The sequence below is a fragment of the Leptolyngbya sp. FACHB-60 genome (genome assembly GCF_014695775.1).
GTDB lineage: Bacteria > Cyanobacteriota > Cyanobacteriia > Phormidesmidales > Phormidesmidaceae > Nodosilinea.
The window spans coordinates 33,116-59,688 of sequence record NZ_JACJOX010000027.1 but is presented as its reverse complement, the minus strand read 5'-3'; the positions used below and the strand labels follow the sequence as shown (position 1 = coordinate 59,688).

General features: G+C 57.4%; 25 protein-coding genes and 1 tRNA gene. 10 read left to right on the top strand and 16 right to left on the bottom strand.

Annotated features, from left to right (window positions below; translation table 11 throughout):
- Nucleotides 1–99 precede the first annotated feature (99 nt).
- Entirely contained in the window at nucleotides 100–1,023 is a 924-nt protein-coding gene (locus H6F57_RS11030) for an L-lactate dehydrogenase (RefSeq protein ID WP_190630888.1), read from the top strand.
- A 4-nt stretch (nucleotides 1,024–1,027) separates the two neighbouring features.
- On the opposite strand, the gene H6F57_RS11025 is transcribed toward H6F57_RS11030, so the two are convergent.
- From H6F57_RS11025 to H6F57_RS11015, 3 genes are all read right to left on the bottom strand, one after another.
- A complete protein-coding gene (locus tag H6F57_RS11025; RefSeq protein WP_190630838.1) occupies nucleotides 1,028–1,309 on the bottom strand; it encodes a TMEM165/GDT1 family protein in 282 nt (93 codons plus the stop codon).
- Between the two features lie 64 nt (nucleotides 1,310–1,373).
- Entirely contained in the window at nucleotides 1,374–1,664 is a 291-nt protein-coding gene (locus tag H6F57_RS11020) for a TMEM165/GDT1 family protein (protein ID WP_199289965.1), read from the bottom strand.
- A gap of 233 nt (nucleotides 1,665–1,897) precedes the next feature.
- Complete coding sequence (locus tag H6F57_RS11015; protein ID WP_190630836.1) at nucleotides 1,898–2,254, bottom strand: YkgJ family cysteine cluster protein; 357 nt, start codon at nucleotides 2,252–2,254, stop codon at nucleotides 1,898–1,900.
- A 231-nt stretch (nucleotides 2,255–2,485) separates the two neighbouring features.
- Here H6F57_RS11015 and H6F57_RS11010 point away from each other — a divergent pair, with 231 nt between their 5' ends.
- The gene (locus H6F57_RS11010) at nucleotides 2,486–2,617 is read left to right on the top strand and encodes a photosystem II reaction center protein Ycf12 (RefSeq protein WP_190630834.1); all 132 of its coding nucleotides are present in this window, start codon (nucleotides 2,486–2,488) and stop codon (nucleotides 2,615–2,617) included.
- Nucleotides 2,618–2,664: 47 nt separating this feature from the next.
- Here the strand turns inward: H6F57_RS11010 and ispD are convergent, their stop codons facing one another.
- Nucleotides 2,665–3,357: a 2-C-methyl-D-erythritol 4-phosphate cytidylyltransferase gene (gene ispD, locus H6F57_RS11005; protein ID WP_190630832.1), complete on the bottom strand. Its 693-nt coding sequence runs from the start codon at nucleotides 3,355–3,357 to the stop codon at nucleotides 2,665–2,667.
- A 147-nt stretch (nucleotides 3,358–3,504) separates the two neighbouring features.
- Between ispD and H6F57_RS11000 the strand changes: the two genes are divergently transcribed.
- The 3 genes from H6F57_RS11000 to H6F57_RS10990 all read left to right on the top strand — a co-directional run bounded on the left by H6F57_RS11000 (nucleotide 3,505) and on the right by H6F57_RS10990 (nucleotide 5,983).
- Complete coding sequence (locus H6F57_RS11000) at nucleotides 3,505–4,446, top strand: glycosyltransferase family 9 protein (RefSeq protein ID WP_190630830.1); 942 nt, start codon at nucleotides 3,505–3,507, stop codon at nucleotides 4,444–4,446.
- Nucleotides 4,447–4,561: 115 nt separating this feature from the next.
- A complete protein-coding gene (locus H6F57_RS27980; RefSeq protein WP_190630829.1) occupies nucleotides 4,562–5,092 on the top strand; it encodes a hypothetical protein in 531 nt (176 codons plus the stop codon).
- A gap of 207 nt (nucleotides 5,093–5,299) precedes the next feature.
- A complete protein-coding gene (locus H6F57_RS10990) occupies nucleotides 5,300–5,983 on the top strand; it encodes a ferritin-like domain-containing protein (RefSeq protein ID WP_190630827.1) in 684 nt (227 codons plus the stop codon).
- Between the two features lie 12 nt (nucleotides 5,984–5,995).
- On the opposite strand, the gene glsA is transcribed toward H6F57_RS10990, so the two are convergent.
- The 12 genes from glsA to lysA all read right to left on the bottom strand — a co-directional run bounded on the left by glsA (nucleotide 5,996) and on the right by lysA (nucleotide 20,034).
- Nucleotides 5,996–6,982: a glutaminase A gene (gene glsA, locus H6F57_RS10985; protein ID WP_190630825.1), complete on the bottom strand. Its 987-nt coding sequence runs from the start codon at nucleotides 6,980–6,982 to the stop codon at nucleotides 5,996–5,998.
- A 137-nt stretch (nucleotides 6,983–7,119) separates the two neighbouring features.
- On the bottom strand, nucleotides 7,120–8,184 hold the full coding sequence (locus H6F57_RS10980; protein WP_190630823.1) for a TIGR00730 family Rossman fold protein: 1,065 nt from the start codon (nucleotides 8,182–8,184) through the stop codon (nucleotides 7,120–7,122).
- Between the two features lie 236 nt (nucleotides 8,185–8,420).
- On the bottom strand, nucleotides 8,421–8,741 hold the full coding sequence (gene trxA / locus H6F57_RS10975; RefSeq protein ID WP_190514528.1) for a thioredoxin: 321 nt from the start codon (nucleotides 8,739–8,741) through the stop codon (nucleotides 8,421–8,423).
- A gap of 741 nt (nucleotides 8,742–9,482) precedes the next feature.
- The gene (ureC, locus tag H6F57_RS10970; RefSeq protein WP_190630822.1) at nucleotides 9,483–11,192 is read right to left on the bottom strand and encodes an urease subunit alpha; all 1,710 of its coding nucleotides are present in this window, start codon (nucleotides 11,190–11,192) and stop codon (nucleotides 9,483–9,485) included.
- A gap of 222 nt (nucleotides 11,193–11,414) precedes the next feature.
- Nucleotides 11,415–12,371: an RNA polymerase sigma factor, RpoD/SigA family gene (locus tag H6F57_RS10965; protein ID WP_190630820.1), complete on the bottom strand. Its 957-nt coding sequence runs from the start codon at nucleotides 12,369–12,371 to the stop codon at nucleotides 11,415–11,417.
- 96 nt (nucleotides 12,372–12,467) lie between these two features.
- The gene (locus tag H6F57_RS27975; protein WP_277873667.1) at nucleotides 12,468–12,599 is read right to left on the bottom strand and encodes a hypothetical protein; all 132 of its coding nucleotides are present in this window, start codon (nucleotides 12,597–12,599) and stop codon (nucleotides 12,468–12,470) included.
- A 252-nt stretch (nucleotides 12,600–12,851) separates the two neighbouring features.
- Nucleotides 12,852–15,857, bottom strand: coding sequence for an SMC family ATPase (locus H6F57_RS10960; RefSeq protein WP_190630818.1), 3,006 nt, complete (start codon nucleotides 15,855–15,857; stop codon nucleotides 12,852–12,854).
- A 138-nt stretch (nucleotides 15,858–15,995) separates the two neighbouring features.
- Nucleotides 15,996–16,085: transfer RNA gene (locus H6F57_RS10955), tRNA-Ser, on the bottom strand.
- Between the two features lie 91 nt (nucleotides 16,086–16,176).
- Nucleotides 16,177–16,710, bottom strand: coding sequence for a CDP-diacylglycerol--glycerol-3-phosphate 3-phosphatidyltransferase (gene pgsA / locus H6F57_RS10950; RefSeq protein WP_190630816.1), 534 nt, complete (start codon nucleotides 16,708–16,710; stop codon nucleotides 16,177–16,179).
- A 139-nt stretch (nucleotides 16,711–16,849) separates the two neighbouring features.
- Complete coding sequence (locus H6F57_RS10945; RefSeq protein ID WP_190630814.1) at nucleotides 16,850–17,605, bottom strand: isoprenyl transferase; 756 nt, start codon at nucleotides 17,603–17,605, stop codon at nucleotides 16,850–16,852.
- Nucleotides 17,602–18,522 (bottom strand): diadenylate cyclase CdaA, encoded by a 921-nt coding sequence (cdaA, locus tag H6F57_RS10940; protein ID WP_190630812.1) that lies wholly within the window; start codon nucleotides 18,520–18,522, stop codon nucleotides 17,602–17,604. The genes H6F57_RS10945 and cdaA overlap by 4 nt, the downstream gene beginning before the upstream one ends.
- Nucleotides 18,523–18,618: 96 nt before the next feature.
- Complete coding sequence (gene lysA, locus H6F57_RS10935) at nucleotides 18,619–20,034, bottom strand: diaminopimelate decarboxylase (protein WP_190630811.1); 1,416 nt, start codon at nucleotides 20,032–20,034, stop codon at nucleotides 18,619–18,621.
- Between the two features lie 214 nt (nucleotides 20,035–20,248).
- Between lysA and H6F57_RS10930 the strand changes: the two genes are divergently transcribed.
- The 5 genes from H6F57_RS10930 to lpxD all read left to right on the top strand — a co-directional run bounded on the left by H6F57_RS10930 (nucleotide 20,249) and on the right by lpxD (nucleotide 26,560).
- Complete coding sequence (locus H6F57_RS10930) at nucleotides 20,249–20,914, top strand: GNAT family N-acetyltransferase (RefSeq protein WP_277881774.1); 666 nt, start codon at nucleotides 20,249–20,251, stop codon at nucleotides 20,912–20,914.
- 199 nt (nucleotides 20,915–21,113) lie between these two features.
- Nucleotides 21,114–23,579 (top strand): ATP-dependent Clp protease ATP-binding subunit, encoded by a 2,466-nt coding sequence (locus tag H6F57_RS10925; protein WP_073607044.1) that lies wholly within the window; start codon nucleotides 21,114–21,116, stop codon nucleotides 23,577–23,579.
- A gap of 146 nt (nucleotides 23,580–23,725) precedes the next feature.
- Nucleotides 23,726–23,899, top strand: coding sequence for a hypothetical protein (locus H6F57_RS10920; RefSeq protein WP_190630807.1), 174 nt, complete (start codon nucleotides 23,726–23,728; stop codon nucleotides 23,897–23,899).
- Between the two features lie 218 nt (nucleotides 23,900–24,117).
- Nucleotides 24,118–25,485 (top strand): 23S rRNA (uracil(1939)-C(5))-methyltransferase RlmD, encoded by a 1,368-nt coding sequence (gene rlmD, locus H6F57_RS10915; protein ID WP_190630805.1) that lies wholly within the window; start codon nucleotides 24,118–24,120, stop codon nucleotides 25,483–25,485.
- Nucleotides 25,486–25,522: 37 nt separating this feature from the next.
- Nucleotides 25,523–26,560, top strand: a complete 1,038-nt coding sequence (lpxD, locus tag H6F57_RS10910; RefSeq protein ID WP_190630803.1) for a UDP-3-O-(3-hydroxymyristoyl)glucosamine N-acyltransferase — start codon at nucleotides 25,523–25,525, stop codon at nucleotides 26,558–26,560.
- Nucleotides 26,561–26,573 lie beyond the last annotated feature (13 nt).

The following is a 26,573-nucleotide window of genomic DNA, read 5'->3' as shown; positions in this document are numbered from 1 at the left end:
TAAAGGCATTGGCCCGTAAACCAGGATGTCTTTCCTATGTTTGATAGCCTTTTTACCTCCAATCCGCTGACCGACCTGCACACCGACCCGTTACGACCCCTGAAGGGGGTGATTGTGGGAGCCGGTCAGGTGGGGTTGGCCTGCGCCTACGCCATGATGATCCAAAATGTGCTGGATGAAATGGTGCTGGTAGACATCAACCAGGACAAGCTGATCGGCGAGGTGATGGATCTAGAGCAGGGCATGTCCTTTGTCGAGCCGACGCTGATTAAGGCGGGCACCATGGCCGATGCCGTTGGTGCCGACGTAGTAGTGATCACTGCTGGGGCAGCCCAAAAAGAGGGCGAAACTCGCCTGGATCTGGTGCAAAAAAACGTCGAAATCCTCAAAAAGCTGATTCCCGATATTGTGGCCCACTGCCCTGAGACCATTTTGCTGGTGGTGTCTAACCCTGTAGACGTGCTTACCTATGCCGCCTGGAAGCTGTCGGGACTGCCCAAGTCTCGGGTATTTGGCTCTGGCACAGTGCTGGATACGGGGCGGTTTCGGTATTTGCTATCGCGGCGGTTGGGCATTGACCCGCGCAGCCTGCATGCCTACATCATTGGCGAACACGGCGACAGCGAGGTGCCGTTTTGGAGTCATGCTAATGTTTGCGGCACCCCCCTCTACTACGACGGCATGGCCGATGGCGATCGCCAGGCCATGGATGAGATCTTTCAGCAGACCAAGAACGCCGCCTACGAAATCATCCGCCGCAAGGGATACACCAACTACGCGGTCGGCCTGGCGGTGACGCAGATCGTGCAGTCAATTATGCGCGACCAAAACCGGGTGCTGACGGTAAGCTGCGTGGTTGACGAAATCTTTGGTGTCCAAGACCTGTGTCTGAGCGTGCCCGCAGTGGTAGGGCGCACCGGGGTGAGCCGACGGTTGAATATCTTGCTCAGCCCCCAGGAGGAGGAGCTGCTTCAGCACTCGGCTCAGACGCTACGGAACGTGATTGATCAGATTGAGTTCTAGCCTGCTAATCAGCGCTGGCTGCGGGCCACAGCAGTTTGACGGCCAGCAGCGCAAACCCAACGGCGGCAACGGCTTTGACCAATCGTTCTGGCAAAATCTGGGCGGTGCCTTCTCCCACAATGACTCCCAGCAAGCTGGCCAGCAGCAGGGCGGCGGCGGTGCCTAAAAATACGGCGCGGGGAGACTTTGAGCTGCCGCCGAGGGCGATCGCCGCCAGCTGACTTTTATCCCCCAGCTCCGAGATGAACACGGCGGTAAAACTGACAGCAAGAAGGTTCCAGTCCATGGGGAGGTGAGGGGTAGGGAGGCTGAGATGGGAGATAGCCTGGTGACTTCCCCAGGAATGGCAATTACAGGTGGACGATGTCCCAGAGGAGACAGACGGTGATGCCGATGAGCATGGTGCCAGCGACGGTGTCGAGGGTGGCAGGGGAAACGCGGCGGGCTAGCCACTGCCCCAGCAGGACGCCAATCAGGCTGGTGCTGATCAAGGCGGTGCCAGCGCCCAAAAAAACGATCCAGGGTGCCTGAGACTGAGCACTCATGAGCAGCGTAGTCACCTGAGTTTTGTCGCCCAGCTCAGCCAAAAAAATAGTGATAAATGTAGAGCCAAAAACCCGCCAAAAGGCCGCTCGACTCAAGGTAGAAGGCTTGGCCTCGACAGCGCTAGAAGAGGGGGGAAGAGAGCTAGAAATAGACACAATGGGGTAAAAGGCAGGTTTGCTGATCGGTCAACAAGGCTGGGCACAGAGCAACGCCAAGACCGTTGAGTACTGCCAGAGATTTCATAATGCTTTCATTATCTGCAAGAGTCGACCAAACCGCAACCCGCAAGCCCCCTTAGCTTTCCCATGCCCTCACCTTCCCTATCCCCTTACCCCTCTACCCCGACCGCTCCGTTAAACCGCTCCATCTCCGGGCTAGCTTCGCCGTAGATATCGGCAATGTGCTCCTGGCAGCAGTCGATGGCAAAGTCGTCGAGCTCGTCGGCCTCAACGCCAAACATGGTCTCGAAGGTGCTAAAGGTAACTCGGCAAAAGCTCGGTCGATCGGAGTAGATGGTGCAGAGGCGATCGCCCGCATCGTAGTGGATGCACCAGCCGTCGTCACCCACCATGCTCAGATACAGCGCTAGCTGGTCGGGTTCGAGATAGGAGTCTAGGTCGGGGCGCTCGTCGGGAGCCAAGAAGCAGCAGGCCCCGCAGGATTTTACACATTGCCAGGTGGCCATTGGGTTTCCTTTGGCCGTCTCGGGCCTAGCGTTGGAACGGCAACGGGTGCTGCCTTAGAATTTTGTTAAGTTATCTAAAATAGGGACGGCGTTAGCAGGTAAAATAAGCTCCGATAAGCAAGCTTTACGCCAAGCCCAGAGCGGGGTCTGTAGCTGTTCTATGGGCAAAACACCACTTCTGGGATTGAATGAAGTTTATATCAGTCCAGTCGCCTTGTGTTGGGAGGTTTCATGAGCTTTTTGAGTGGTTTTTTGAGCAATATTAATTTTGAGCTCATTGCCCAGTTGACCATGCTTGCCATGATTGTCATCTCTGGCCCAGTGATTGTGTTTCTGCTGTTTTTGCGCGGCGGCGATCTCTAGGACCAAAATTCTGGGATCTAGGAGCAGTGCTTGGGGAGGTCTTTCGGCTAACCCAGGCGCTGTTTTAGTATGAATTCTGCGATCGCCAAATCCATCGACGTCGTCACCTTGAGGTTCGTCTCTTCGCCGGGCACTACCTGCACTGGTAGGTCGCATTTCTCGAACAGAGCAGCATCGTCGGTGACGCTCCAGCTTTGCTCAATGCCCTGCTGATGGCACTGCTTCAGCAAAGCCACATCAAAACCCTGGGGGGTTTGAGCGGCCCATAGCTGCTGGCGATCGGGGGTAGTCTCAACTCGCTGGCTGGCATCTACAACCTTAATGGTGTCTTTGACCGGCACCGCCGCCACGAGGCCAGGGCAGGTGTCTAGGGCAGCGGCGCAGCGATCAAACAGGTCTGGGGTGGCCAGGCAGCGCGCTCCGTCATGAATTAGCACGCGGGTAGCCTCGGCGGGCAGCGCTTGCAGCCCGTTGTAGACCGATTCTTGACGGGTTGTGCCGCCGTCGATGAAGGTCACTAGCTTAGACAGGTTCAGCGAGTTGGCAATGGTTTCTAGGGTAGGGCGATCGCCCGCCTGGCAAATCACCCCTATCCACACCACAGCCTCAGCCTGAGCGGCGGCTTTTAGCGTCCAGGCGATAATCGGCTGCCCAAGTAGATCGAGGAGCACTTTGTTGCGATCGGCCCCCATGCGACGACCACTGCCGGCGGCGGGGATGAGCACATAAACGGGGGGCATAGACACAGGTCAAAACCATAATGGGCTGGGCAAATTGGGGAATTTTTATCCCTTAGGGTGAAATTTAATTCATTTTGTAGGCCACATATCCCCTAAACCTTGGCCAGGTTCCACTACAATACTTGCGAACAGGCATGGACGTAACATATGCGGGTACTGGCTCTTGTTCCAGGAGAAACGGAGACGCAGCTGAGCTTCTTTCCGGTCATCAATCAGATCAAGGATAGCTTCGAAAATGCTGAGGTATCAGTAGTTGCGGCCCCCAGCGCTTCGGCTATTTACCAGCTCTCTAAGGGGGTTGCCGAGGTGGTGCCCTACAACTTTAAGGCCAGCAACAGCCCTGCCGACTGGGCCAACCTGTTAGGGATTGTGCGCGATCGCGAGTTCGACGCCGTTCTGACCCTGACCGATTCTTGGTCTATAGCCCTGCTGCTGTGGCTGAGTGGCGTACCCACCCGGCTGGGCTACAGTGGGTCTGCCAATAACTTATTGCTGACCGCAACGGCCCCCCGCACCGCCGAGCCGGCCCACCATGGCGATCTGCTCAAGCTGATCAACGTTACCGGCGCACCGCCCGCCCTCACGGTAAATGTGCCCCGCAAAGACTTGACTGCCGTAGACAACCTGCGCCAGAGCAACGGGCTGACGAACGGCTATGTGCTGGTCTACCCCGGTGCCCCTGCCAGCGGCACCACCTACCCCACCGAAAGCTGGATCGCCATCCTCAAAGACTTTCAGCAGCGCCAGCCCGACCTGCCTCTGGCCCTGCTGCAAACCGACGATGCGGCACCCCAGACCGTTGCGATCGCCAGCGCCTTGCCCAATCTAAAGATTCTGCGGCCTGAGACCCCAGGACAGACGGCAGCATTGATTGCCGCAGCTAACCTATTAGTAGCGGTAGAGGGCTATCCCCTAGCGCTGGCGATCGCCCTCAACGTCTACACCCTGGGACTATTCTCTGGCAATAGCAGAGTTCAGGCCATCACCGCAAGCGAAAATCGCTTGGTCGCCCTGACCTCCTCCACCGGCACCCTGGCCGATATTACCCCCGACCAGGTGCTCAAAAAAATCTGGAGCGAGGGCGCATGATGGCTCAGCTTGGTCTAGGGCTAACCTTGCCATAGCCACCCCATAGACTCGACATCTACTATGTCAGGGGGCCATCAGTACCCCAACTGTGCTCAGCTATTGGAGAGTTACACCTATGGATACGATCAAAGAGCAGGCCAATACTGTTAGCCAGCTATTATTTTCCACCGACACGGGCGACATCTACAAGCAAGCCCTTGCCCGCACCTGGGATATTCTGCGCGAAGTGGGCCTGCTGCTGTGGCTAGTTGTTTGCCTAGCCTTTGTGGGGGCCGAATGGTTTTACCGTACTGCGGTTGGCCTAGGGCGCAGCACCCGCGCCTGGTACATTGGCATCAGTGAAAAAGGCCCCACTGATGCCCAATCGATGACCTCTACTGGTCAGGCGCTGCTCGACACCGTGCAGTCAAGCACGGCTTACCTGCTAGCCCAGGCTCGCCAGCAATTGGGCATTCCAGAACCAGAGCCGCAGCCTGCCATTTCGCCTGTTCCTGCCCCCCCCATCACACCTCCATTCCCCACCCCAGTTGAGCCGCCAACCCCCAGTGGTCCGCCAGCCCCAGCTGAGCCCACCATTCCCGATGAACCCCTGTCTCCGGTTGCGACCGTGAGCGCCGGCCTGGAAGAGGACGATGATTTAGCTTAGGGAAAACATTCGCTAGGCCGTCAACCTCAACTAGCCTGGTGAAGTAACCGGCGTTATCGTCCTCTGAAACTTGTTCTCAACCACGCATGAAGCCGTAGTGACTTGGGTCGCTGCGGCTTTATGTGTTGGACGGTTGAACGAGCAGCACAAACAGCCAGAAATTTCTACAATAGCCAAAAGGATCCATGCCCTCAACTACCCCCAGCTATGCTCCAGCACTATTTATTTATCGGCTTCAGCGCCATTTACTATAGCCAAAGCACCGCCAACCCCCAGCGGCGCCCCCACTTGTTCGCCTCCCTAGCGCTGCAGGAGGCTGAGGGCAGTCGCACCGTCGCCCACATTCGCTCTGCCAAAGCCGCCGAGATTCCTCTCTGGCTAGATGAGCAGATGCAGCGCCACGTCAGCGATGAGGTGCGTCATGCTCAGATCTTTACCAAGGCTGTTGAACGCGAGGGTTACTTTATCGACTTAGACAGCGAAGCTGCCCAGCAGTCGCTCTCTAGCGTGGGCGAGTCCTCCATGCGGCGCTATCACCAGGTCGATGATTTAGCGGCGGCCCCCTTGCCCCACCTGTTGGCCAGCGTGCTGCTAGCCGAAGAACTGGGGGTGCGGGGTTTTCGCTGCATTCTCAAGGCCCTACCTGACCACCTCACCGCCACTCGGGCCGCGCTTGAGTCAGTGCTGTACGACGAAGAACGCCACGTGCGCTATCTCACTGATGCCCTGCGCTACTTCCGCGCCACCTCAGTCGTCGAGGCCTACCGCCGCGACATTGAAAGCAAGATGTTTAAGGATCTGGGCAAAGTGGTAGAATTTGTCACCAAGCCCGCCGCAGAACGGCCTAGCCTAGTGCAGCCCGGTCAAAAGCCAGAGCTATCCCTGGTGTGAGCAGGTAGGGGGCTAAGCATCTAGAGCTACGGCATCTAAGGGTTGAACGGCCTGGGCAAAGCGGCAGTGGCCCAGGGATAGGTCAAACAGATGAAACCCGTATTCTTGCGATAGGGCCTCAAAAACCTTGAGCCCGCGCACGCTGTTGCCGCGACTGTCGAGGAGCGGTGAAAACACGGCGATGCCAGCCTGGTTCGGTACCACAGCAAGAATGCCACCCGAAACACCGCTCTTGGCAGGTATCCCAACTCGAAAGGCCCACTCCCCAGCGAAGTTGTACATGCCACAGGTGTACATGACGCTGAGAATGTCGCGTATGTGCTTAGCCCCCACCGCTCGCTGCCCGGTGATGGGGTTAACCCCCTGATTAGCTAAGGTTGCGGCCATCACTGCCAGGTCATGGGCTGTAACCAGCACCGCACACTGCTGAAAGTACAGGTCGAGTGCTTCATCGATGGGCTGGTCGATCATGCCGAAGTTGAGCATCAGGTGGGCCATGGCCCGATTGCGGTGTCCGGTCGATCGTTCCGACATGAAGGTAGACACATCGACAAATACTTCGTCGCCGACATAGCGCTGAAACATTGCTAGCAGTCGGTTGAGGCGTTCAGCAGGGTCTTTGCCAGGGATGAGGCCGGTGGTGGCGATCGCCCCCGCATTCACCATTGGGTTATCTGGGCGCTTAGAGTCCTCATCTAGCCGAATTAGGGAATTGAACGGATCGCCGGTGGGCTCTACCCCCACTTTTTTGAGCAGTTTTTCACGACCATAGTCCTCCAGGGCCATGGCATAGACAAACACCTTGGAAATTGACTGAATGGTAAATTTCTGCGCCATATCCCCCACCTCGTAGGTGCGGCCATCGAGGGTGACAATGCTAATGCCAAACCAGTCGGGGTTAGCCCGCGCTAGCTCAGGAATATAAGACGCTACTCGGCCTTCAGAAACTCCCTTAAACTCGTGGTAAAGCTGCTCTAAAAACGCTTGAACCTGGGTCATTGGGGAGTCGGTGGGTAGTGGGTAAGTGAGTAGGCGAGTGCAGGAGTGAAAGATTACGGCGTGAAAACGTACTGGATTGCGGCAGGGATAACAAGCCACCTAACCCATCCACCCACCTACCCATCCACCTACATCACCTACTTCTGCTCGGGGTGCTGGGCCTCGGGGCGATGGTCGCTTAGATCGTTGAGCCGCCAGATTAGCTGGTGCAGCCGGCCAAAGTCGCGGTTGTTAAAATGCATCACCAACCGGGGCAAAGCGATGGTTTCGTCTTTCTGCTCTTCGGGCAGGGCGGCAGACTTTTCGATTGTTCCCTTGGCCAGAATGTCGCCAAATTCCTGATTGAGCAGGTCGACCGCGCCCTCGGGCAGATCGCTCTTGAGGCGAATGACGAGGCGATCGCTGGTATAGCGGCAGGAATGATATACCCGGTAAAAACTGCTGATGGCGTGGCAGGCGTCATCAACGTTGTCGGTAATCGTGTACAGGCTGGGGTCGTCGGGGCTAATGAGCCCTCGGCTCAGCAGGTGCTCGCGAATGTAGCTATCCCACCCCTGCCAGTAGTTACCGCCGGGATGATCGACCATGACGATGGGCATCGGGTCGGCCTTACCCGTCTGAATGAGCGTCAACGACTCAAAGGCTTCGTCTTGGGTGCCAAACCCTCCCGGAAACAGCACCAGAGCGTCGCTTTCGCGCAGGAAAAACAGCTTGCGGGTAAAGAAATACTTGAAATTGATCAGCTTAGGGTCGCCCTCCATCACCGGGTTAGCGCCCTGCTCAAAGGGCAGCTGAATGTTTAGCCCAAAGGATTGCTCTGCGCCCGCCCCGGCGTTACCCGCCTCCATGATGCCGCCCCCGGCGCCGGTCATGACCATAAAGCCCAGCTCGGTTATCTGCTTGGCAAACTTCTCCGCTAGCTGGTAGTCGGGGCTGATCGCCCCAGTGCGAGCTGAGCCAAAGATAGTAATTTTGCGGGTGTGCCGGTAGGGGGTAAAGACCTGAAATCCCTGCTCCATGTCCAGCAGAGCGGCATTCAAAATCTTCCAGTCGAGTCGGTCTGCCTCCCGTCCCATCATGCGCAGAATGGTCTCTAGCACCTGGCGAATGAGCTTGCCATGCTCTAAGTGAGACAATTGCTCAAACACCGTGGCCAAATCAGCCTGAATGTTGGAGGGTAAATTTGAGGGGAGCGCAACCATACGCTGTTGGGTCCATAGAGGTAGCACCCCATTCTAGCGACAATTTTGCCCCCTGCCGTGCAAAAACCCTCTAGCGAGAGACTAACTAACGCTAGAGGGTTGTATCAGATGTTAATAAGCTAGTGACCAAACCTGCAACGATGTACTTTCGCTGACGCTTAGTGAAAAGGTTGAAGCGATCGCCTTCGTCACACCGTGCGGATAAGCTGGGTAGATCTAGGCAGAGAAAGGTGGGCCTAGAGATACTTTTCGAGAGTGTTTGCTAGGGTGGTTTTGGGTACGGCACCCACCACCATGTCAACCCGCTGCCCCTCTTTAAAGATCATCAGGGTGGGGATGCTGCGAATACCATACTGGCTGGCCACGCTCGGATTCTCGTCGGTATTGACTTTAACGACCTTGATTTGGCCGTCGTACTGCTCAGAAATTTCTTCGACTACCGGAGCCACCATACGGCAAGGGCCACACCAGGGGGCCCAGAAGTCAACCAGTACGGGAACGGTGCTTTCAAGAACTTCTTGCTTAAATGTAGAGTCTGTTACCTGAGCGGCTGCCATGCCTTGTGTTCCTTGCCGTTATTAACCACACGCAATCTTATCATAGCCAACCCCCGGCTTCTTAGGCGAGCGGTCAATATCTACCGAGTGGATGGGCGCTAACTCAGCTAAACCGACCGTATTTCAGCGTTTTTGAGCCGAAGCTCCTTATAAATAAGGAACCGCCCAGACCAATGGCCTGGGCGGAGTGTGGTGTGAGGAGTGAACTCAAACATAAATGTTTGAGCGCAATTATATTCTACTGTGGACGCTTGGAAATCTGCCACCGCTCAATGACATTCGCAACAAATTTATGGTAACCACAAATTACCCCTGCCTTCAGGAACTTATGAAGTGGTTCAAGGTCTGCTGCTAGGGCGTTTTGGCAGCAGACGCCACTATCACTATTTAGAACTACGCTCTAGCTTCAGCACTAGCAGCCAATGCCACTTTTAGAAGCATTTTGTCAATCAATGTTCTGGCCTAGCCTGCCCAGCTAGCTGGTGACCTAAATGGATTGTTGCTGGCTGTCATTTACTCTGTCTCAACAACCAGGGCACGGGCTTCGGTTTTGCCGCTATTTCAACTTGGGTTATCTAGGCCATTGTAAACGTCTTCCGAAAAATCTTTGGTTTAATTTACTGGTGTTTTTCAATTGAGCTATTGGCTGGCCTTGCTTGTCGACAGCTGCTCAAGCAGCCAACACAGTCGATGTACCAACCCTGGCCCGATCCGTTGGGAATGCGCTTAACTCGACTGGGTTCAAAACAGAAAGTATCGCTGGGCCATAGGTAGAACCTCGGCCGGTTCACAGGTCAGCAACTCACCATCGGCCCGCACTTCGTAGGTTTCGACATTGACCTCCATGTGAGGCTGGTAGGCGTTGAGCTTCATGTCGGCCTTGCTGAGGCTGCGGCAGTTAGCCACAGCAGCGGTGGATTTGGTGAGGCCAATTTGTTCAGAAATGCCCAGATCCATCGCAGCTTGGGAAATAAAACTGAGGGAGGTGGCAGCGATCGCCCCCCCAAAACTTCCAAACATGGGTCGCATGTGCACTGGCTGCGGCGTCGGAATGCTGGCGTTGGCATCGCCCATCTGCGCCCAAGCGATTAAGCCGCCCTTGATTACAATTTCGGGTTTTACCCCAAAAAAGGCGGGCCGCCACAGGCAAATATCTGCCAGTTTGCCTGCTTCGATGGACCCTACGTGATTTGCAATGCCGTGGGTAATGGCGGGGTTGATGGTGTATTTGGCCACGTAGCGCTTGGCTCGTTGGTTGTCGTTGCGCTCAGAATCCTCCGCCAATGGCCCCCGCTGTACCTTCATTTTGTGGGCGGTCTGCCAGGTGCGAATCACCACTTCCCCCACCCGGCCCATGGCCTGGGAGTCGGAGGCGATCATGCTAAACGCCCCCAGATCGTGGAGGATGTCTTCGGCCGCAATGGTTTCGCGGCGAATGCGCGACTCAGCAAAGGCAATATCTTCGGGAATGCTGGGGCTGAGGTGGTGGCACACCATCAGCATGTCGAGGTGTTCGTCGAGGGTGTTGCGGGTGTAGGGTCGGGTGGGGTTGGTCGATGACGGCAGCACATTGGCCTCGCCACACACTTTAATAATGTCCGGCGCGTGGCCGCCGCCAGCCCCTTCGGTGTGGTAGGTGTGAATTACTCGATTTTTGAAGGCGGCGATGGTGTCTTCTACAAAACCCGCCTCGTTGAGGGTGTCGGTGTGGATCGCTACCTGGACATCGTACTCGTCAGCTACTCCAAGACAGGTGTCGATGGTAGCGGGGGTTGTGCCCCAGTCTTCGTGAAGCTTGAGGCCCATGGCACCCGCTTTCACCTGTTCCGTCAAGCCTTCCGGCTGAGCACTGTTGCCCTTGCCCAAAAAGCCCAGGTTCATAGGAAAGGCGTCGGCGGCTTGCAGCATGCGCCAGATGTTCCAGGCACCGGGGGTGCAGGTGGTGGCGTTGGTGCCGGTGGCCGGGCCAGTTCCGCCGCCGATCATGGTGGTGATGCCGGAAGCGATCGCAGTGTCGATTTGCTGAGGGCAAATGAAATGAATGTGGCTGTCAATGCCGCCAGCGGTGACAATCATGCCTTCCCCGGCCACTACCTCGGTGCCGGGGCCAATGATGATGTCGACATTGTCTTGAATGTAGGGGTTGCCGGCCTTACCAATTTTGTCGATTTTGCCGTCTTTAATGCCGATGTCGGCCTTGACAATGCCCCACCAGTCCAAAATTAGGGCGTTGGTGATCACCATATCCACAGCGCCCGCGTCGCGCCCGATCGGCGACTGACCCATGCCGTCGCGGATCACCTTGCCGCCACCAAATTTCACCTCGTCTCCATAGGTGGTGAAGTCTTGCTCGACCTCAATAATTAGCTCGGTGTCGGCTAAGCGAACGCGATCGCCTACCGTCGGGCCAAAGGTTTCGGCATAGGCACGGCGGTCCATGCGATAGCTCATGGGGACTCCTCAGTGGGGGCGAATCTAGCTAGAACCACTCTAGAATGCGGGATTTCCCCGGTTTGGTCAATTGGGCTACGGTTGTTAAACTTGGCGCGAAGGATCCCTTACCACCGTCATCGCCCTTTGTCCAACGCCAAAAAGATAGCCCAAGGGAATTTTCCCTTAGGCTATAGGGCTTAACGCGATTTGCGTTGCGACCCTACAAGAAGCGCATTTGCACTAGCTAGCCAGATATTCGCGAATGTCAGACTGGCGCTTGCGCAGTTTGGTCAGGGCTTCCCGTTCAATCTGGCGCACACGCTCACGACTGATGGAGAGCAGATCGCCAATCTTGGCCAAGGTCATTGTCTTGCCGTCGGTCAAACCGAAGCGAAGCGAAAGCACCTCTCGCTGTTGAGGAGTCAGATCGCCCATCAGCCGCTCCAGATCTTGGCGCAGCGAAACCTGGGTGGCAAAGTCTTCTGGCGAAGGGCCGTCATCTTCGAGCAGTTCACCCAGTTCGGTGTCCTGGTTATCGCCCACCTTTAGATCTAAGGAGAGGGGCTGGCGAGACTTTTCTAAGTAGTCGCGCACTTGCTTGGCGGTCAGGTCACACTCGATGGCTAGCTCAGCCACTGTGGCCGCTCGACCGTAGCGCTGAGACAGGGTGCGCTGGGCTTTCTTGAGCTTATTGAGCTTTTCAGTGATGTGAATAGGCAGGCGAATGGTGCGGCTCTTCTCCGCAATGGCACGAGTAATAGCCTGCCGAATCCACCAATAGGCGTAGGTAGAGAACCGGTAGCCCTTAGTGGGGTCAAACTTTTCAACCCCGCGCTGCATACCAATCGTGCCTTCCTGAATCAGGTCAAGCAGATCAACATTGCGCTTGATGTATTTCTTGGCTACTGAGACCACGAGGCGCAGGTTGGCTTCTACCATCTTGCGCTTGGCTAGGTTGCCGTCGCGCACGATCGCTTTGAGTTCAAGGATGGGCATGTCGACGGTGTTGGCCCACTGTTCCAGGGTCAACCCGTGGCCGGCTGTCTCTTCTAAAGCCTGTCGCTTGGCCTCTAGGGCCGACAGCTTTTGCACCTGCTTACCCAATACAATCTCTTCTTCGTGGGTAAGCAAAGGCACTTTACCAATTTCTTTTAAGTAAGTGCGAACTAGGTCGGTGGAATTTTGCACAGTTCTCATAGCGGCACGATGGGGAGAGAGCGACGGGAAACGGCGGGGCTCAAAGCCCAGCAAACCAGCAGTTGTCTGGCACAGAAACGACGGTTGGTTCGCAGCCTAGCGGCGAACTCGCACCGGCACCGGAATGGGCTCAGCCTCTAGAGCCGCTTCCTTAGCCTGACGCTTGAGAATGAGACCGGCAGCAACGGCGGCAATACCAACTTCTAAAAGGGATCCAACAACGCTCATAGGTAAAAGGTTATTAATGGGATATGTAAACAACTGTAACATTTATGAGGGGAGTCGTGAATGGTCATTAATACTCAGTTCGTTTTGATCCCGCAGGCTCTTACCCTTTAGATTAAAGCGATTGACTAGGGCGTATTGCATTCCAGAAGACATATTTCTGAGGTGGCTAAAGGGGAAATTCTTAAAATCTAAAAAGAATGTTAATAAAACTCTGAGAAGCTACTTAAAGATTTACGGAGTTTGGGGCTAGTTCTAAGCAGAGAGAGAAAGCTGCGATCCCTGAAGGGTTTTGGTCACATCGATACGGGTTTGAAAGGCCGCTCGAAAATGGGGAACGTGGGTAACGGTAAGAATGCAGGCAAAGTCAGCAGCGATCGCATTGATGGCCGCAATTAGGCGATCGCACCCCTGCTGATCTTGGGTGCCAAAGCCCTCATCGATGACGAGTAGCTGTAACGCCCGCCCCGATCGCTGAGCCAGTAGCCGGGCCAGGGCTAGGCGCAGGGCAAAGTTAACCCGAAACGCTTCCCCACCCGAGTAGGTTTCGTAGGGGCGGGTGCCCTGGGCGTCGGCAATCAAAATATCCAACGTGTCGATGACCCCTTGGCCCCGCTTGGTGGCCCGCTGGGTGGCAAACTGCACGTGGAGCTGGTGAGCACTCAGACGGCCCAGCAGGTTGTTGGTTTCAGCCTCTAGCTGGGGCAGCAGGTTTTCGATCATCAGCGCCTGGATGCCGTTGTGGCCGAAGGCTTGGGCCAGCTCTTGGTAGACCCGCTGACGCTGGCGCACGGCGGCCAGCTCTTGCTGCTTTTGGGCTAGTCCCTGGTGCAGCTCGTCGAGGTGCTGGCGGGCCTGGCCTAGGGCACCTAGCTGGGCTAGTAGAGTGTCGCGCTGGCGCTGACGGGCGGCGATCGCCTGCTCTAACTGTTCTAAATCATTCGCATCGTAGGCTAAGGCCTGGTGCTGCTCCTCTAGGGCGGCGATCGCCGTGCTCAACTGCTCTAGCTCCTGGCGCTGCTGCCGCTCCTGAGCCTGAAGCCCCTCGATCTTGGCTTGCCGCTGGGGCTGCTGCTGGCGAGCTGCTTCTAGCTCCCGGTAGCGCTGCCGCCAAACTTGGGCTGTTAGCAGGGCCTGACGCACCTGCTGGTGATGGTCAATGCGGTAACTGAGCTGCTCAAGGGCGGCTTGGGCTGCCACCAAGGCCTGGCCCTGGGTCCCACCCTGAAGCTGGGCCAGCTCAGTCTCAAGGGCAGTTCGGTCGGCCTCAAGCTGCTGCCGCCGCCGCTCGAGCTGCTGGCGTCTGCGGCGCGCCTGGGCCAGCTCGTGGTGCTTGATCTCAGCCCAGCGCAGCCGATTGACCTGGCCCCGGGTCAGGGCGTGGTTGCGATCGTCGTAGGCCAGCTGGGCTAGGGTGTCGTTGATCTGGTGCAGCTCCATGCGCAGGTCGAGGGCGTACTGGTTCTCGGTTAGGCACTGCTCTAGGCGCTGCTGCTCGGCCTCTAGGGCCTGAAGCCGCTCGTGGACGGTGGCTTGGGAGGCCATCTCCGCTGTGAGCTGGCCCTGCTTTTGCAGCACTGGGGCGTAGGCCTCCAGTTCGGCTTCGACCGCTCGATACTCCTGCCGCAGCACCTGAATTTCGCGCTCTGAAACAGCCAGCTGCTCGCGAATGACCCAAATCTCCTCTTGCAGTTCTTGCTGCTGGTGGCGATGGCGACCTTCAACCAGGGCGCGGTGACGGGCTTTGAGGGCGCGATCGCACAGCGGGCAGACGGCCTCCGGTTGAGCCAGCATGCCTAGCTTTTGGCCAAGTTGAGCAATTTGGGTTTCGCAGGTGCGCTGGTTAGACTGGAGCACTTCCATAAAGCTGCGCCGCTCTAGTCCCTTTTCGCGCACCTGTTCCTGGTAGGCCCGGCGCTGCTCTAAATAGCTCAGGGTTTTTGACACCTCCTGGGCGGTCGCCACCAGCTGGGGCGGATTCCCCTGATCCTGTTGGAGCTGCTGGGCGGCGGCGGCGAGTTCTTCTAGCCGAGTTTGAAGCCGGGTTTGAGCCTGCTGTAACCCGGCCTCTAGCTGTCGTCGTCGCTGCTGCAAGGGTTCAGCCTGAAGCTGAATCGCATCCAAGTGTTTAAGGCGGGCTTTGGCAATAAGAAACTGCTGGCGGGCCGCATCAACGGCTTCGCTTTGCAGTAGAGCTGTGTCTAAATCGGCGATCTGGGCCTGCAATGCCGCCAGCTGGAGCTGGGTTTGACCCAGGCGCGTGCGGGCTTCGGCCGACTGGGCTTGCCACTCAGTTTCTAAGCTCTGACGCTGCGCCTCTAGTGCCTGGTAGCGTTGGAAGTGCTGATTGAGCTGGGCATCTTCCGCCTCTAAAGCTGCCAGTTCAGCTAGCCCGATCTCAATTTCGGCGGCCTGGGCCAAACGCTGGTCCTGCTGCTGCTGCTCGCGGGTCAGCGCCGCCAGGGAAGTTTCGGTTTGGTGCAAAAGAGCCGTCAGGTGCTGGTGCTGTTGCCGCTGCATCTGAAGCTGTTGATCGCAGACACGGTGGGTTTGCTCCAGGGAGCGAAGCTGGTAGTGGTGCTGGCGATCGCGCTCCTGAGCCTGATCGATCTCGTGCAGCGACTGCTGGAGCTGGGCCTGCCGCTGTAGCGTCGGTTCGTAGTCAGCTAGGGCAGCGGTGAGTTCATCGAGCTGGGTCTGACGCAGGGTGGCCTCGGCCTTGGCCTGGCGAGCTTGCTCTTTCGCGCCCTCAGCTAGGTGGTCATACTGGTGCAGCTTAAGCAGATCGGCCAAAATTTGCTTGCGCTCGCCGGGCCGCTTCAGCATAAAGTCGTCGGCCCCACCCTGACGCAGGTAGGCAGAGTTAATAAAGGTGTCGTAGTCGAGCCGGAGGTGGCGGCAGATCAGCAGTTGAGTGGCCCGCACCCCGCGCTGGGTCAGTACCCGCCAGCCCTCCTCGGTGTGCACTTGAAACTCTAAACTGGTGCCCTGGCTGCGGTGGCGGCTGCGTATCACTCGGTAGGTGTGGTCACCCTGGTGAAACTGAAACGTCACCTGGGCTTCCATCTCGCCCTGGTGGATGATGTCGTCATCGGCGGCTACTCGGCTCTGGCCCCACAGCGCCCAGGCGATCGCCTCTAGCAGCGACGACTTGCCCGCGCCGTTAGGCCCCGCCACGCAGACCACATGCAGCCCGCTAAAGTCTAGGCTGGCATTGCGATAGCTAAGAAAATTCTTAAGGGCAATGTGCTTGGGAATCATGGGTACATTAGCACCATTATTCCTAGCCTACAGTACAGGAGAACTTTAAGTACACCTGTATCTTTAAGAGCCGCTGGTTTAGAAACAAAAGCAGCTGATATGAGTGCTCATATCAGCTGCTTTTGTAGACTCAAAATACGGAAGCGGTGGGATTTGAACCCACGAGGGAAGGTTTACTCCCCTACCTCCTTAGCAGGGAGGCGCTTTCGACCACTCAGCCACGCTTCCAAGAAGTAGTTCTTCGTTAGTTTAGCAGACACTCGGCAGAGACATAAAGCAACCCCCAGACTTTTTATGGCATTGGGCCCTGCCGTCCTGCTTAAGCGCTGCGGCTGGGCTGCATTTGGGGCCATAAATAGACCAAGCCTGATGCCAGGGTCAACGCCACCGCCGCCCAAAAGCAAATCTGCGCTGGCCCATCCCAGACTGCCGGTAGCGGAGCTAGGAGCAGGGCGATCGCCACAATCTGCACCACAGTTTTGGCCTTGCCCCACAAGTTTGCCCCCGGCACCGCGCCCCCCTGCATGGTCGGGTTGACCCGCCAGCCCGAAATTGTAATTTCCCGCGCCACGATTAAAAACACGCCCCAGCCGGGCACCTGGCCCAGCCCCACCAGCATAAGCAAGGGAGCCAGTACCAGCAGTTTATCCACCAGAGGGTCTAAAAACTTGCCTAGCTCGGTCACCTGGTTAAGCCTGCGAGCCAGGTAACCATCGAGCCAGTCGGTGCTCGCCGCCACCACAAAAATGCCCGCCGCCCACCACCGCTGGGTCGCCGTCGGTGCCTGGAGCAGCAGCAGCAGCAGGGGAACACCAAGCAGCCGGGAGACAGTGATCCAGGTAGGAATATTCATAAATTTTTGAATGTTTAGATTTGGGATGAATAGGTCAGCACCTAGCGTTTCTACATCAAAGTTCTTTTTGACCCAAAGTTTCTCTCCCCCTATGGAAAGGTATTTAGGGTGAGGGAGCGCTAAGGCGGATTAGGCAACTCTATCCCTTAACCTTGCCAAATCGGCGATCGCGCTGTTGGTAGGCGTAGATCGCTCGGTGAAATTCTGAGGTGTCGAAGTCGGGCCACAGGGTATCAGTCACATAGATTTCGGCGTAGGCCAGTTGCCACAGCAGAAAGTTACTAATGCGCATTTCGCCACTGGTGCGAATCAGCAGGTCGGGATCGCTGATTTCGGAAGTATAGAGGTGGCGGCTAAATAGTTCCTCGCTGATATCGCTGGGGTTTAGCTCGCCCTGCTGCACTTGCTCTGCGATCGCGCGGCAGGCCTGCACAATCTCCTGCCGACCGCCGTAGTTGGTGGCTACCGTAAAATCGATGCCGTGGTTGCCCTGGGTCTGAGTCACCGCCTGGTGAATCTCGCCCTGGAGCGATCGCGGTAGGGCCGCTAGGTTGCCCACAAAGCGAATGCGGACGTTTTCCTCCATCATCTCCAGCAGTTCCTGGCGCAGCACCCGCTCAAACAGCGCCATCAAAAAATCTACCTCTTCAACGGGACGGCCCCAGTTCTCCGTCGAAAAGGCGTAGGCCGTCAGCGCACCAATGCCCCAGTCGCGGCAGCAGCGCAGCAGGGTTTTGAGAGTATCTACCCCGCGGCGGTGGCCCATGATGCGCGGCAGCCCCCGGCGTTTGGCCCAGCGTCCGTTGCCGTCCATAATCACCGCTACGTGCTGGGGTAGGCGATCGGGCTTGAGGTCGGCAGGCAGGGCGTAGCGAACAACAGGCTTGGTGGTCATTTTTTCTCTCGGGGAGACGATGAGGGGAGACGAAACAAGCGCAGCACGTAGTTAACTCCAAGGCTGCCCAGCCGCCGACCAAGGCTTCTAAGCTGGGGTGCCACTGCCTCGCGATCTACCGATTTAGAAAACTTAGACCGCAGAATACTGCGCAGGCGACTGCTGGTTAGAGGCCGATCTAGAATACCGCCTTCCGCCAGCGAAATAGAGCCGGTTTCTTCGGATACCACAACACAAATACAATGCTCTACCCGTTCGGTAATGCCCATCGCCGCCCGGTGGCGCGTGCCGAGCTGGCGTGAGGCCACCCGCTCAGAAATCGGCAAAATTACCCCCGCCGCCGCAATGCGCGAACCTCGCACCAGCATCGCCCCATCGTGGAGCAGGGTGCTGGTTTGAAAAATGGTTTGAATCATTTCCTTCGACACTTCCGCATTGATGCGCACCCCCGGTACCGTAAAGTCGCGCTCGTCAATCAGCTTGTCGATTTCGAGAATGAGCAGCGCCCCGGTGCGGTTTTGGGACAGTTCCTTAACAGCGTCAACAATTTCATCGATCACGTTGTCGGGCTGGGGCATGGCTTCCCGAGACGGGCTGAGCAATTCCCATACCCGCCCCTGGCCCAGCAGCTCCAGCAGTCGCCGAAACTCCCCCTGAAGCATAAAGGCCATGGCCACCGCCGAGCCAATCACCAGCTTGTCGAGCACAAAGCCCAGTAAAGCTAGCCCCAAGAACTTGCTCAGGGCAGCCGCCAGCATCAAAAAAATCAGCCCCCGCACCATCCACAGGGTGCGCTTCTCGCCAATGATGACGAGCACCACATAGCTCAGCAGCAGCACCAGCGCAATATCGAGCGCCTGGAGCACGAACCTAACCTGGTCAAGGTTTGTTAGCCATTGCTCCCAGAGATAGTTCATGCAGCGTTAAAGGATGGTGTCTGAGCGGCTGTGTGATGGGTTGGCCCGGACAGCCCCCTGGCAAAACCCTGCCCAAGACTAGCAACGGTTAGCTGGCTAGGTAGACTTTGCTTTTGGCCTGAGGGTTTCGGGCAGACAGTCTTGCCGAAGCAAATCCGCCACGGTTTCTCGGCGAATAATGAGGGTGGCATCGCCGTCGGCCACCAGCACCGCCGCAGGCCGAGGTACCCGGTTATAGTTCGAAGCCATGCTGTAATTGTAGGCACCCGTGCCCGCAATAGTAACCACATCGCCACTCTTCAGCTCGGGCAGAGCCGCATCCTTAATTAGAATATCGCCAGACTCGCAGTGCTTACCGGCCAGGGTTACGGTTTCGGTCAGGGGATCGGCCATGCGGTTGGCCACCAGCGCCCGGTATACCGACTCGTAGGTGATCGGGCGGGGGTTGTCGGACATGCCGCCGTCAATGGCAGCGTAGGTGCGCAGACCGGGGATCACCTTCTGGCTGCCGACTCGGTAAGCGGTAACACAGGCGGGGCCAATCAGCGATCGCCCCGGTTCACACAGCAGCTTGGGCAGCGGAATGCTGTGTGCTTCACAGGCCGCAATCACGCTCTCGCATACGGTCTTCACCCAGGTGTCGATGCTCGGTGGGTCATCGCTCTCGGTGTAGCGAATGCCCAGACCACCGCCCACATCCAGTTCTGTCAGGGTGAGCCCGTAGCGCTGGGCCGTCACCATCCACTGGGCCATCACGCCCCCCAGGTCGGTGTGGGGGTTCAGCTCAAAAATCTGCGAGCCAATGTGGGCATGAACTCCCAAACACCGCAGCTGTGGCTGGCCCGCTAGGAACTCAAACACCGATTCGATCTGGTCGGGGTCAAAGCCAAACTTGCTGTCGAGGTGGCCAGTGCGAATGTATTCGTGGGTGTGGCACTCAATGCCGGGGGTAACCCGCAGCAAAATCGGCACGGTCTTGCCCTCTTTGGTGGCGATCTCGCCTAGGGTTTTGAGTTCTAGCCAGTTGTCAACGACGATGCGGCAGCCCACCTCGACCGCCAGGGTCAACTCTTCAAACGCCTTATTGTTGCCGTGGAAGTAGATGCGATCGGGATCGGCCCCGGCTCCGGTGGCCGTGAGCAGTTCGCCCGCTGACACCACGTCAATGCCCAGCCCCTCATCGGTCACAATGGCACACACCGCTAGGCAGTTCCACGCCTTCGAAGCGTAGATCACGAGCGCCTCGCCGGGGTAGTAGCGCTCAAACCCCTGGCGATATTGGCGGCAGGCCGTGCGCAGGGTGTGGTTGTCGAGAATATATAGAGGAGTGCCAAAGCGCTCAACCAAGTCCACCACATCGCAGCCGCCGACGCTGAGATGCTCGTTGGGGGTAGTGGTGGCGGTCAGGGGCAACAGCTGCTGGTTGGGGGACAGCGTTCCTTCGGTGTTGGCTGGGGGGAGGTACTGGCGGCTATCGGCGATCGAGGCCGGCAGGGGAGAAGTCGAAACCATAGACGTTGCGCTCACAGAAAAACGTTGTTCGAGGATTGATTTGAGACAGCTGTGACCTTGAACTGGCCAACCAGTTCTTTGACCTTGCGCCCGTGACCCCAACCCCCAGTGTACAATTAAGGGCTGTGCCAGTTTTCTTGCCCCAGAAATAAAAGCCGTAAAATTGGTGGGCTACCTTTCTTGCCAAGCTCCGTGCCACGACGACATTGCTGCCCTGGTGGCCCTTGACCAGCGCACTTTAGGAGGGCTGTGGTCAGCTGAGGGCTACGAGCGTGAGCTAAATAGCCCCAACAGCTGTCTGCTGATGCTGTTGCATAAACCCCATAGTATCCAGGGAGATCAGGCCGATCTATCGACAGCGTCGATGGCGGCCCTGCAAACGGCTTCAGATGCAGAAGATGCAGAACCACAGCCCGGCCCAGCACTGGGCTTAGACCATAGGGATGAACCCACTCTTCTGGGTCTGGGCTGCTATTGGGCAATTTTGGATGAAGCTCACATCACGGTGCTGGCCGTCGATCCCCGCTACCAGCGGCGGGGGTTGGGGAAATGGCTGCTAGTGAACCTGCTGGCGGATGCTTGCGATCGCCAAGAACCCGCCCCAGAAGGGGGCGATCGCGCTCTGACCCGCGCCACTCTAGAGGTGCGCCCCTCCAACAGCCGCGCCCTAGCCCTCTACGAAAGCTTTGGGTTTGAGATCTTGGGTCGGCGGCGGCGCTACTACGCTGACGGCGAAGATGCCCTGATTCTGTGGCAAAATTCCCTCAAAACCGCTGAATATCGCGATCAACTCCAGCAGCAACGCAGTGCGGTGAGTGAGCGACTTGAGCGGCAAGGATGGCAGATAGCGAATAAAAAATTGCCCCTCAACCGAACCTGAAACCGAACCTTAAAAGTTGAGAAAATTTACATTTTTCACAAACTCAACCTATTGACAGTGGGCGATCCCAACTATTTTCTAAGCCCAAAGGAGTAGTTAAAGGAAGCGCGGTAAACCGCCTGTTTAGTAGGGCACAACTGACAAAAATCGCTGTGCTAGAATTTGCCTATCCGGCACGCACCAGGTGATTAATACCATCATGTTTGAACGCTTCACAGAAAAAGCAATCAAGGTCATCATGCTGGCTCAAGAGGAAGCTCGTCGGCTCGGCCACAACTTTGTGGGTACTGAGCAGATCCTCCTGGGGTTAATTGGAGAAGGCACGGGCGTAGCCGCCAAGGTCTTAAAGTCAATGGGCGTTAACCTCAAGGACGCGCGCATTGAAGTTGAAAAGATCATTGGTCGTGGCTCCGGCTTTGTGGCCGTTGAGATTCCTTTTACCCCCCGAGCCAAGCGTGTGCTTGAACTCTCCCTGGAAGAGGCCCGTCAGCTCGGCCACAACTACATTGGCACTGAGCACCTGCTCCTGGGACTGATCCGCGAAGGCGAGGGGGTCGCGGCCCGCGTTCTTGAAAATCTGGGGGTTGACCTGTCTAAGGTGCGCACTCAGGTAATTCGCATGCTGGGTGAAACGGCGGAGGTGTCTGCCGGAAGCAGTGGTGGGCGCACTAAAACCCCCACTCTGGATGAATTTGGCTCTAACCTGACCCAAATGGCCGCCGATGGCAAGCTCGATCCGGTGGTCGGTCGTCAGAAGGAAATTGAGCGCGTCATCCAAATTCTGGGTCGCCGCACCAAAAATAACCCGGTGCTAATTGGTGAGCCTGGTGTGGGTAAAACGGCGATCGCCGAAGGTCTAGCCCAGCGCATCGGCAACGGTGACGTGCCCGATATTCTTGAAGATCGCCGCGTGGTCACCCTCGATATTGGTCTGCTGGTGGCCGGTACCAAGTACCGAGGTGAGTTTGAAGAGCGTCTGAAAAAGATCATGGATGAGATCCGCACTGCGGGCAATGTCATCCTCGTGATCGACGAAGTCCACACCCTGATTGGGGCGGGGGCTGCCGAGGGGGCGATCGACGCTGCCAACATCCTTAAGCCTGCCCTGGCGCGGGGCGAACTCCAGTGCATCGGGGCCACCACCCTAGATGAGTACCGCAAGCACATCGAGCGCGACGCTGCCCTCGAACGCCGCTTTCAGCCGGTGATGGTGGGCGAGCCCAGTGTGGATGAAACCATCGAGATTCTGCACGGTCTGCGCGATCGCTACGAGCAGCACCACAAGCTGAAGATCTCTGACGATGCCCTAGAGGCGGCCGCCAAGCTGTCGGATCGCTATATCGCCGATCGCTTCCTGCCCGACAAGGCCATCGACTTGATCGACGAGGCGGGCTCTCGCGTTCGTCTACTCAATTCCCAGCTGCCTCCGGCGGCGAAGGAGCTCGATCGCGAACTGCGCCAAGTGCTCAAGGACAAAGACAACGCTGTGCGTTCCCAGGACTTTGATAAAGCTGGGGAGCTGCGCGATCGCGAGATGGAGATCAAGGCCGAGATCCGGGCGATCGCCCAGAACAAGGTCAACGAAGACGCTGGCGGTGAAGACATGCCCGTGGTAGGCGAAGAAGACATCGCCCATATCGTTGCCTCCTGGACTGGGGTGCCGGTGAGCAAACTCACCGAGTCCGAGTCCGAGAAGCTGCTGCATATGGAAGATACCCTGCACCAGCGGTTGATCGGCCAAGACGAAGCGGTGAGGGCCATTTCCCGAGCCATTCGTCGCGCTCGGGTAGGCCTTAAAAACCCCAACCGACCGATCGCTAGCTTCGTGTTCTCCGGCCCTACTGGGGTTGGTAAAACCGAGCTTGCCAAATCTCTGGCCGCCTACTTCTTCGGCTCCGAAGACTCCATGATTCGTCTGGATATGTCCGAGTTTATGGAGCGCCATACGGTTTCTAAGCTGATTGGCTCTCCTCCGGGCTATGTGGGCTACAACGAAGGCGGTCAGCTGACCGAGGCTGTGCGTCGTCGGCCCTACACTGTGGTGCTATTCGACGAAATTGAGAAGGCTCACCCTGATGTCTTCAACATGCTGCTGCAAATTCTAGAAGACGGCCGCCTGACCGATGCCAAGGGTCGCACGGTTGACTTCAAAAACACCCTGCTGATTATGACCTCGAACATTGGTTCTAAAGTCATTGAGAAGGGTGGCGGTGGCCTCGGCTTCGAGTTTGAGCAAGACCAAGCTGAGTCGCAATACAACCGCATTCGCTCCCTAGTGAACGAAGAACTCAAGCAGTACTTCCGGCCTGAGTTCCTCAACCGCCTCGACGAGATCATCGTCTTCCGTCAGCTCACCAAGGACGAGGTCAAGGAGATCTCCGACATCCTGCTCAAGGAGGTGTTTGGTCGACTGACCGAGAAGAACATTCACCTCCAGGTCACCGAGCGCTTCAAGGAGCGCTTAGTGGAAGAAGGCTACAACCCCAGCTACGGGGCGCGGCCGCTGCGTCGGGCGATTATGCGACTGCTCGAAGACACCCTCGCCGAGGAGATTCTCTCTGGTCGTTTGGGCGATGGCGACACCGCCACCGTCGATGTGGACGACACCGGCAAGGTCGTTATCCAGTCCGAACAGCGTCGAGAGCTGATCTCCGCCGAGAGCTAGACGCTAAGAGCAAAACACTGGTGTAAATCATCTGCTGTTGGAAATGCCGTTCTCCTGAGAGGACGGCATTTTATCTCTTACTTTCAAGGGACATGCGACAGCGCCTTGAGCCGGTATGCTGACATCACCATTTGACAGGTTTCACCATGGGCGATACCACCAACTGTGAAAAATTGGCCAGCGTCTTTAACCAGGCCAGCCAGCAGGGCAAAAGTGCCTTTTGTAAAATGCTTTGGGGTAATCAACCGGAAACCGTGCAGGCGCAGCTTAAACCTCTACTCAGTGCTGAAACTGTAGAGGCTTTGCGCGACGAAGATTAGCTACGAACCCGTTCGTCTCCATCGATTTAGGTTAAAGCGCTGGGTTCAGGGTGCTGCCGCAAACCTTACTTCCTAGGGCTTAGATCGTTCACCGTCAAGCTCTCCCCCTATTTTCTAGCCAACGGGTTGGGTTTCGTTAGGTCACGGGTCCCCCCATCGGTCGTTTCCCTTGCTACAGTCGATAGGCAGATGAGCACAAGCACAGCAGGAGTACGGCCATGGACCAGTGGCAACAGGGGGAAACCCTTGATCTGGAAATTACTGACCTGAGTAGCAGCGGCGACGGCATCGGCCGCTGGCAGGATCGGGTGGTATTTGTGCCCGACACCGTACCCGGCGACCTGGTGCGGGCCCGGTTGGTGCAGGCTAAGCAAACCTTTGGTCGGGCCAAGGTGCGGCAGTTGCTGACCCCTTCTCCCGATCGCATTCGAGCAGCCTGCATCGTGGCTGACAAGTGCGGCGGTTGTCAGTGGCAGTCCATCAGCTACCCATCCCAGCTGGCGGCTAAACAGCAGCAGGTGCTCGATGCCTTTACGCGTCTAGGTGGCTTTGAAAATCCCAATGTGCTGCCGATTTTAGCGTCTGAAGCTCCCCTAGGCTACCGCAATAAGGCAACCTATCCCCTAGGGCGATCGCCCGAAGGTCAGGTTAAGGCAGGCTACTTTCGCCAGGGCAGCCACAAGTTGGTTAACCTCAACCAGTGCCCCGTGCAGGACGAGCGTCTGAACCCACTGCTGGCTGAGATCAAGCGCGACATTCAGGAGAGGGGCTGGTCGATCTACAGCGAGGGCAAGCACCAGGGCAGGCTGCGCCACCTGTCGCTGCGGGTAGGCCGCCGCACCGGGCAGATGCTGCTGACCCTGGTATCCACAGCGCCTAATCTCAAGGATATAGAATTGCAGGCCCAGGAGTGGCGAGAGCGTTACCCTGACCTCGTCGGCGTGTGCGTCAACCTCAATCCCGAGAAGACCAACGCCATTTTTGGGGCCGAAACCCTAGTGATTGACGGCGTGCCCTACATTGAAGAAGTGTTTGCCGGGCTGCGGTTTCGCATTCACGCCACCACGTTCTTTCAGGTCAACACCGAGCAGGCTGAACAGGTGTTGCAGATTATTTTGGATGAGCTACAGCTCACCGGCAGCGAAACCATCATCGACGCTTACTGCGGTGTGGGCACCTTGACTCTGCCTCTGGCTCAACAGGCCAAGCGGGTGATGGGCTTAGAGGTTCAAGCAGAAGCTGTGGCTCAGGGCTTAGCTAACGCAGGGCTCAACGGTATTGACAATGTCGAATTTCGTGCCGGGGATGTCGGGGCATTGCTGGCTGAGGCTGCCGCCAGCCTGAACGATCCGCTAGATATAGTCGTGCTTGATCCGCCCCGCAAAGGTTGCGATCGCCCGGTGCTCGATGCTCTGATCGAACTTCGTCCACCCCGCATTGTTTATATGAGCTGTGACCCCGCTACCCTGGCTCGAGACCTCAAAATTCTGCGGGATGAAGGCGGTTACACCCTGACCAAGGCCCAACCCGCCGACTTCTTTCCCCAGACCCCCCACGTAGAATGCGTCGCATTTCTGGTAGCGTAAAAGCCAGATTGGTTTTACTGCGTTTCTCTCAGCTCCTATGAAGTTCAGCACCATTGCCGACAAAATTCAGATTACCGCTGCCTCTAGTCTGACTGCCAACCCCGGCTACGATCCTGATATTGCTGGGGTAGCGGCCGTCGACCAGGCCTCGGTCGGCACGCTGAGCTACATCGAGGGAGACAAGTTTGCCAACTTTGTGGGTACTACTCAGGCCAGCGCCCTAATTTTGCCTCAGAATCCCCTGTTGCAGGCCAAAGCCACCGAACGCGGCATCGCGTGGCTCAGCACCTCCGACCCACGCCTGGCCTTTGCGCGGGCCATTGCGCTGTTCTATACGCCCTACCAGCCGGCCCCTGGTATTCACCCCACTGCCGTTATCGATCCCACGGCCACCTGTGGCGAAAATGTCTCCATTGGGGCCAATGCGGTGATTCAAGCCGGAGCCTACTTAGGAGAGGGGGTCTGCGTTCACCCAAACGTGGTGCTCTATCCCCAGGTGCGGGTGGGCGATCGCACCGTGCTGCACGCCAACTGCACCATTCACGAGCGCACCCAAATCGGCGCTGACTGCGCCATCCACAGCGGTGCGGTGGTTGGGGCTGAGGGCTTTGGCTTTGTGCCTACCCCCCATGGCTGGGAGAAAATGGAGCAGTCAGGCATTGTCATTATTGAGGACGGCGTGCGAGTGGGCAGCAACTCCACCATCGATCGCCCTGCTGTAGGCACAACTCGCGTGGGGCGCGGCACCAAGCTCGACAACCTGGTACACATTGCCCACGGCTGCCAGGTGGGCGAAGGGGTGGTGATGGCCGGTCAGGTGGGCATGGCCGGGGGCGTTACCATCGGCAACCGGGTGATTTTGGCGGGGCAGGTAGGCATTGCCAACCAAGCCGTGATTGGCGACGGCGCGATCGCCACTGCCCAAGCCGGCGTCCACGGCGACGTCGCCCCAGGCGAAATCGTTACCGGCTCGCCGGCTCTACCCCACAAAGTCTCTCTTAAGGCCTCAGCGGTATACCGTCGTCTGCCCGAACTGTACAAGACGATTCAGCGTCTGCAAAAGCACTTATCCTAAGCTCCCTGTAGTC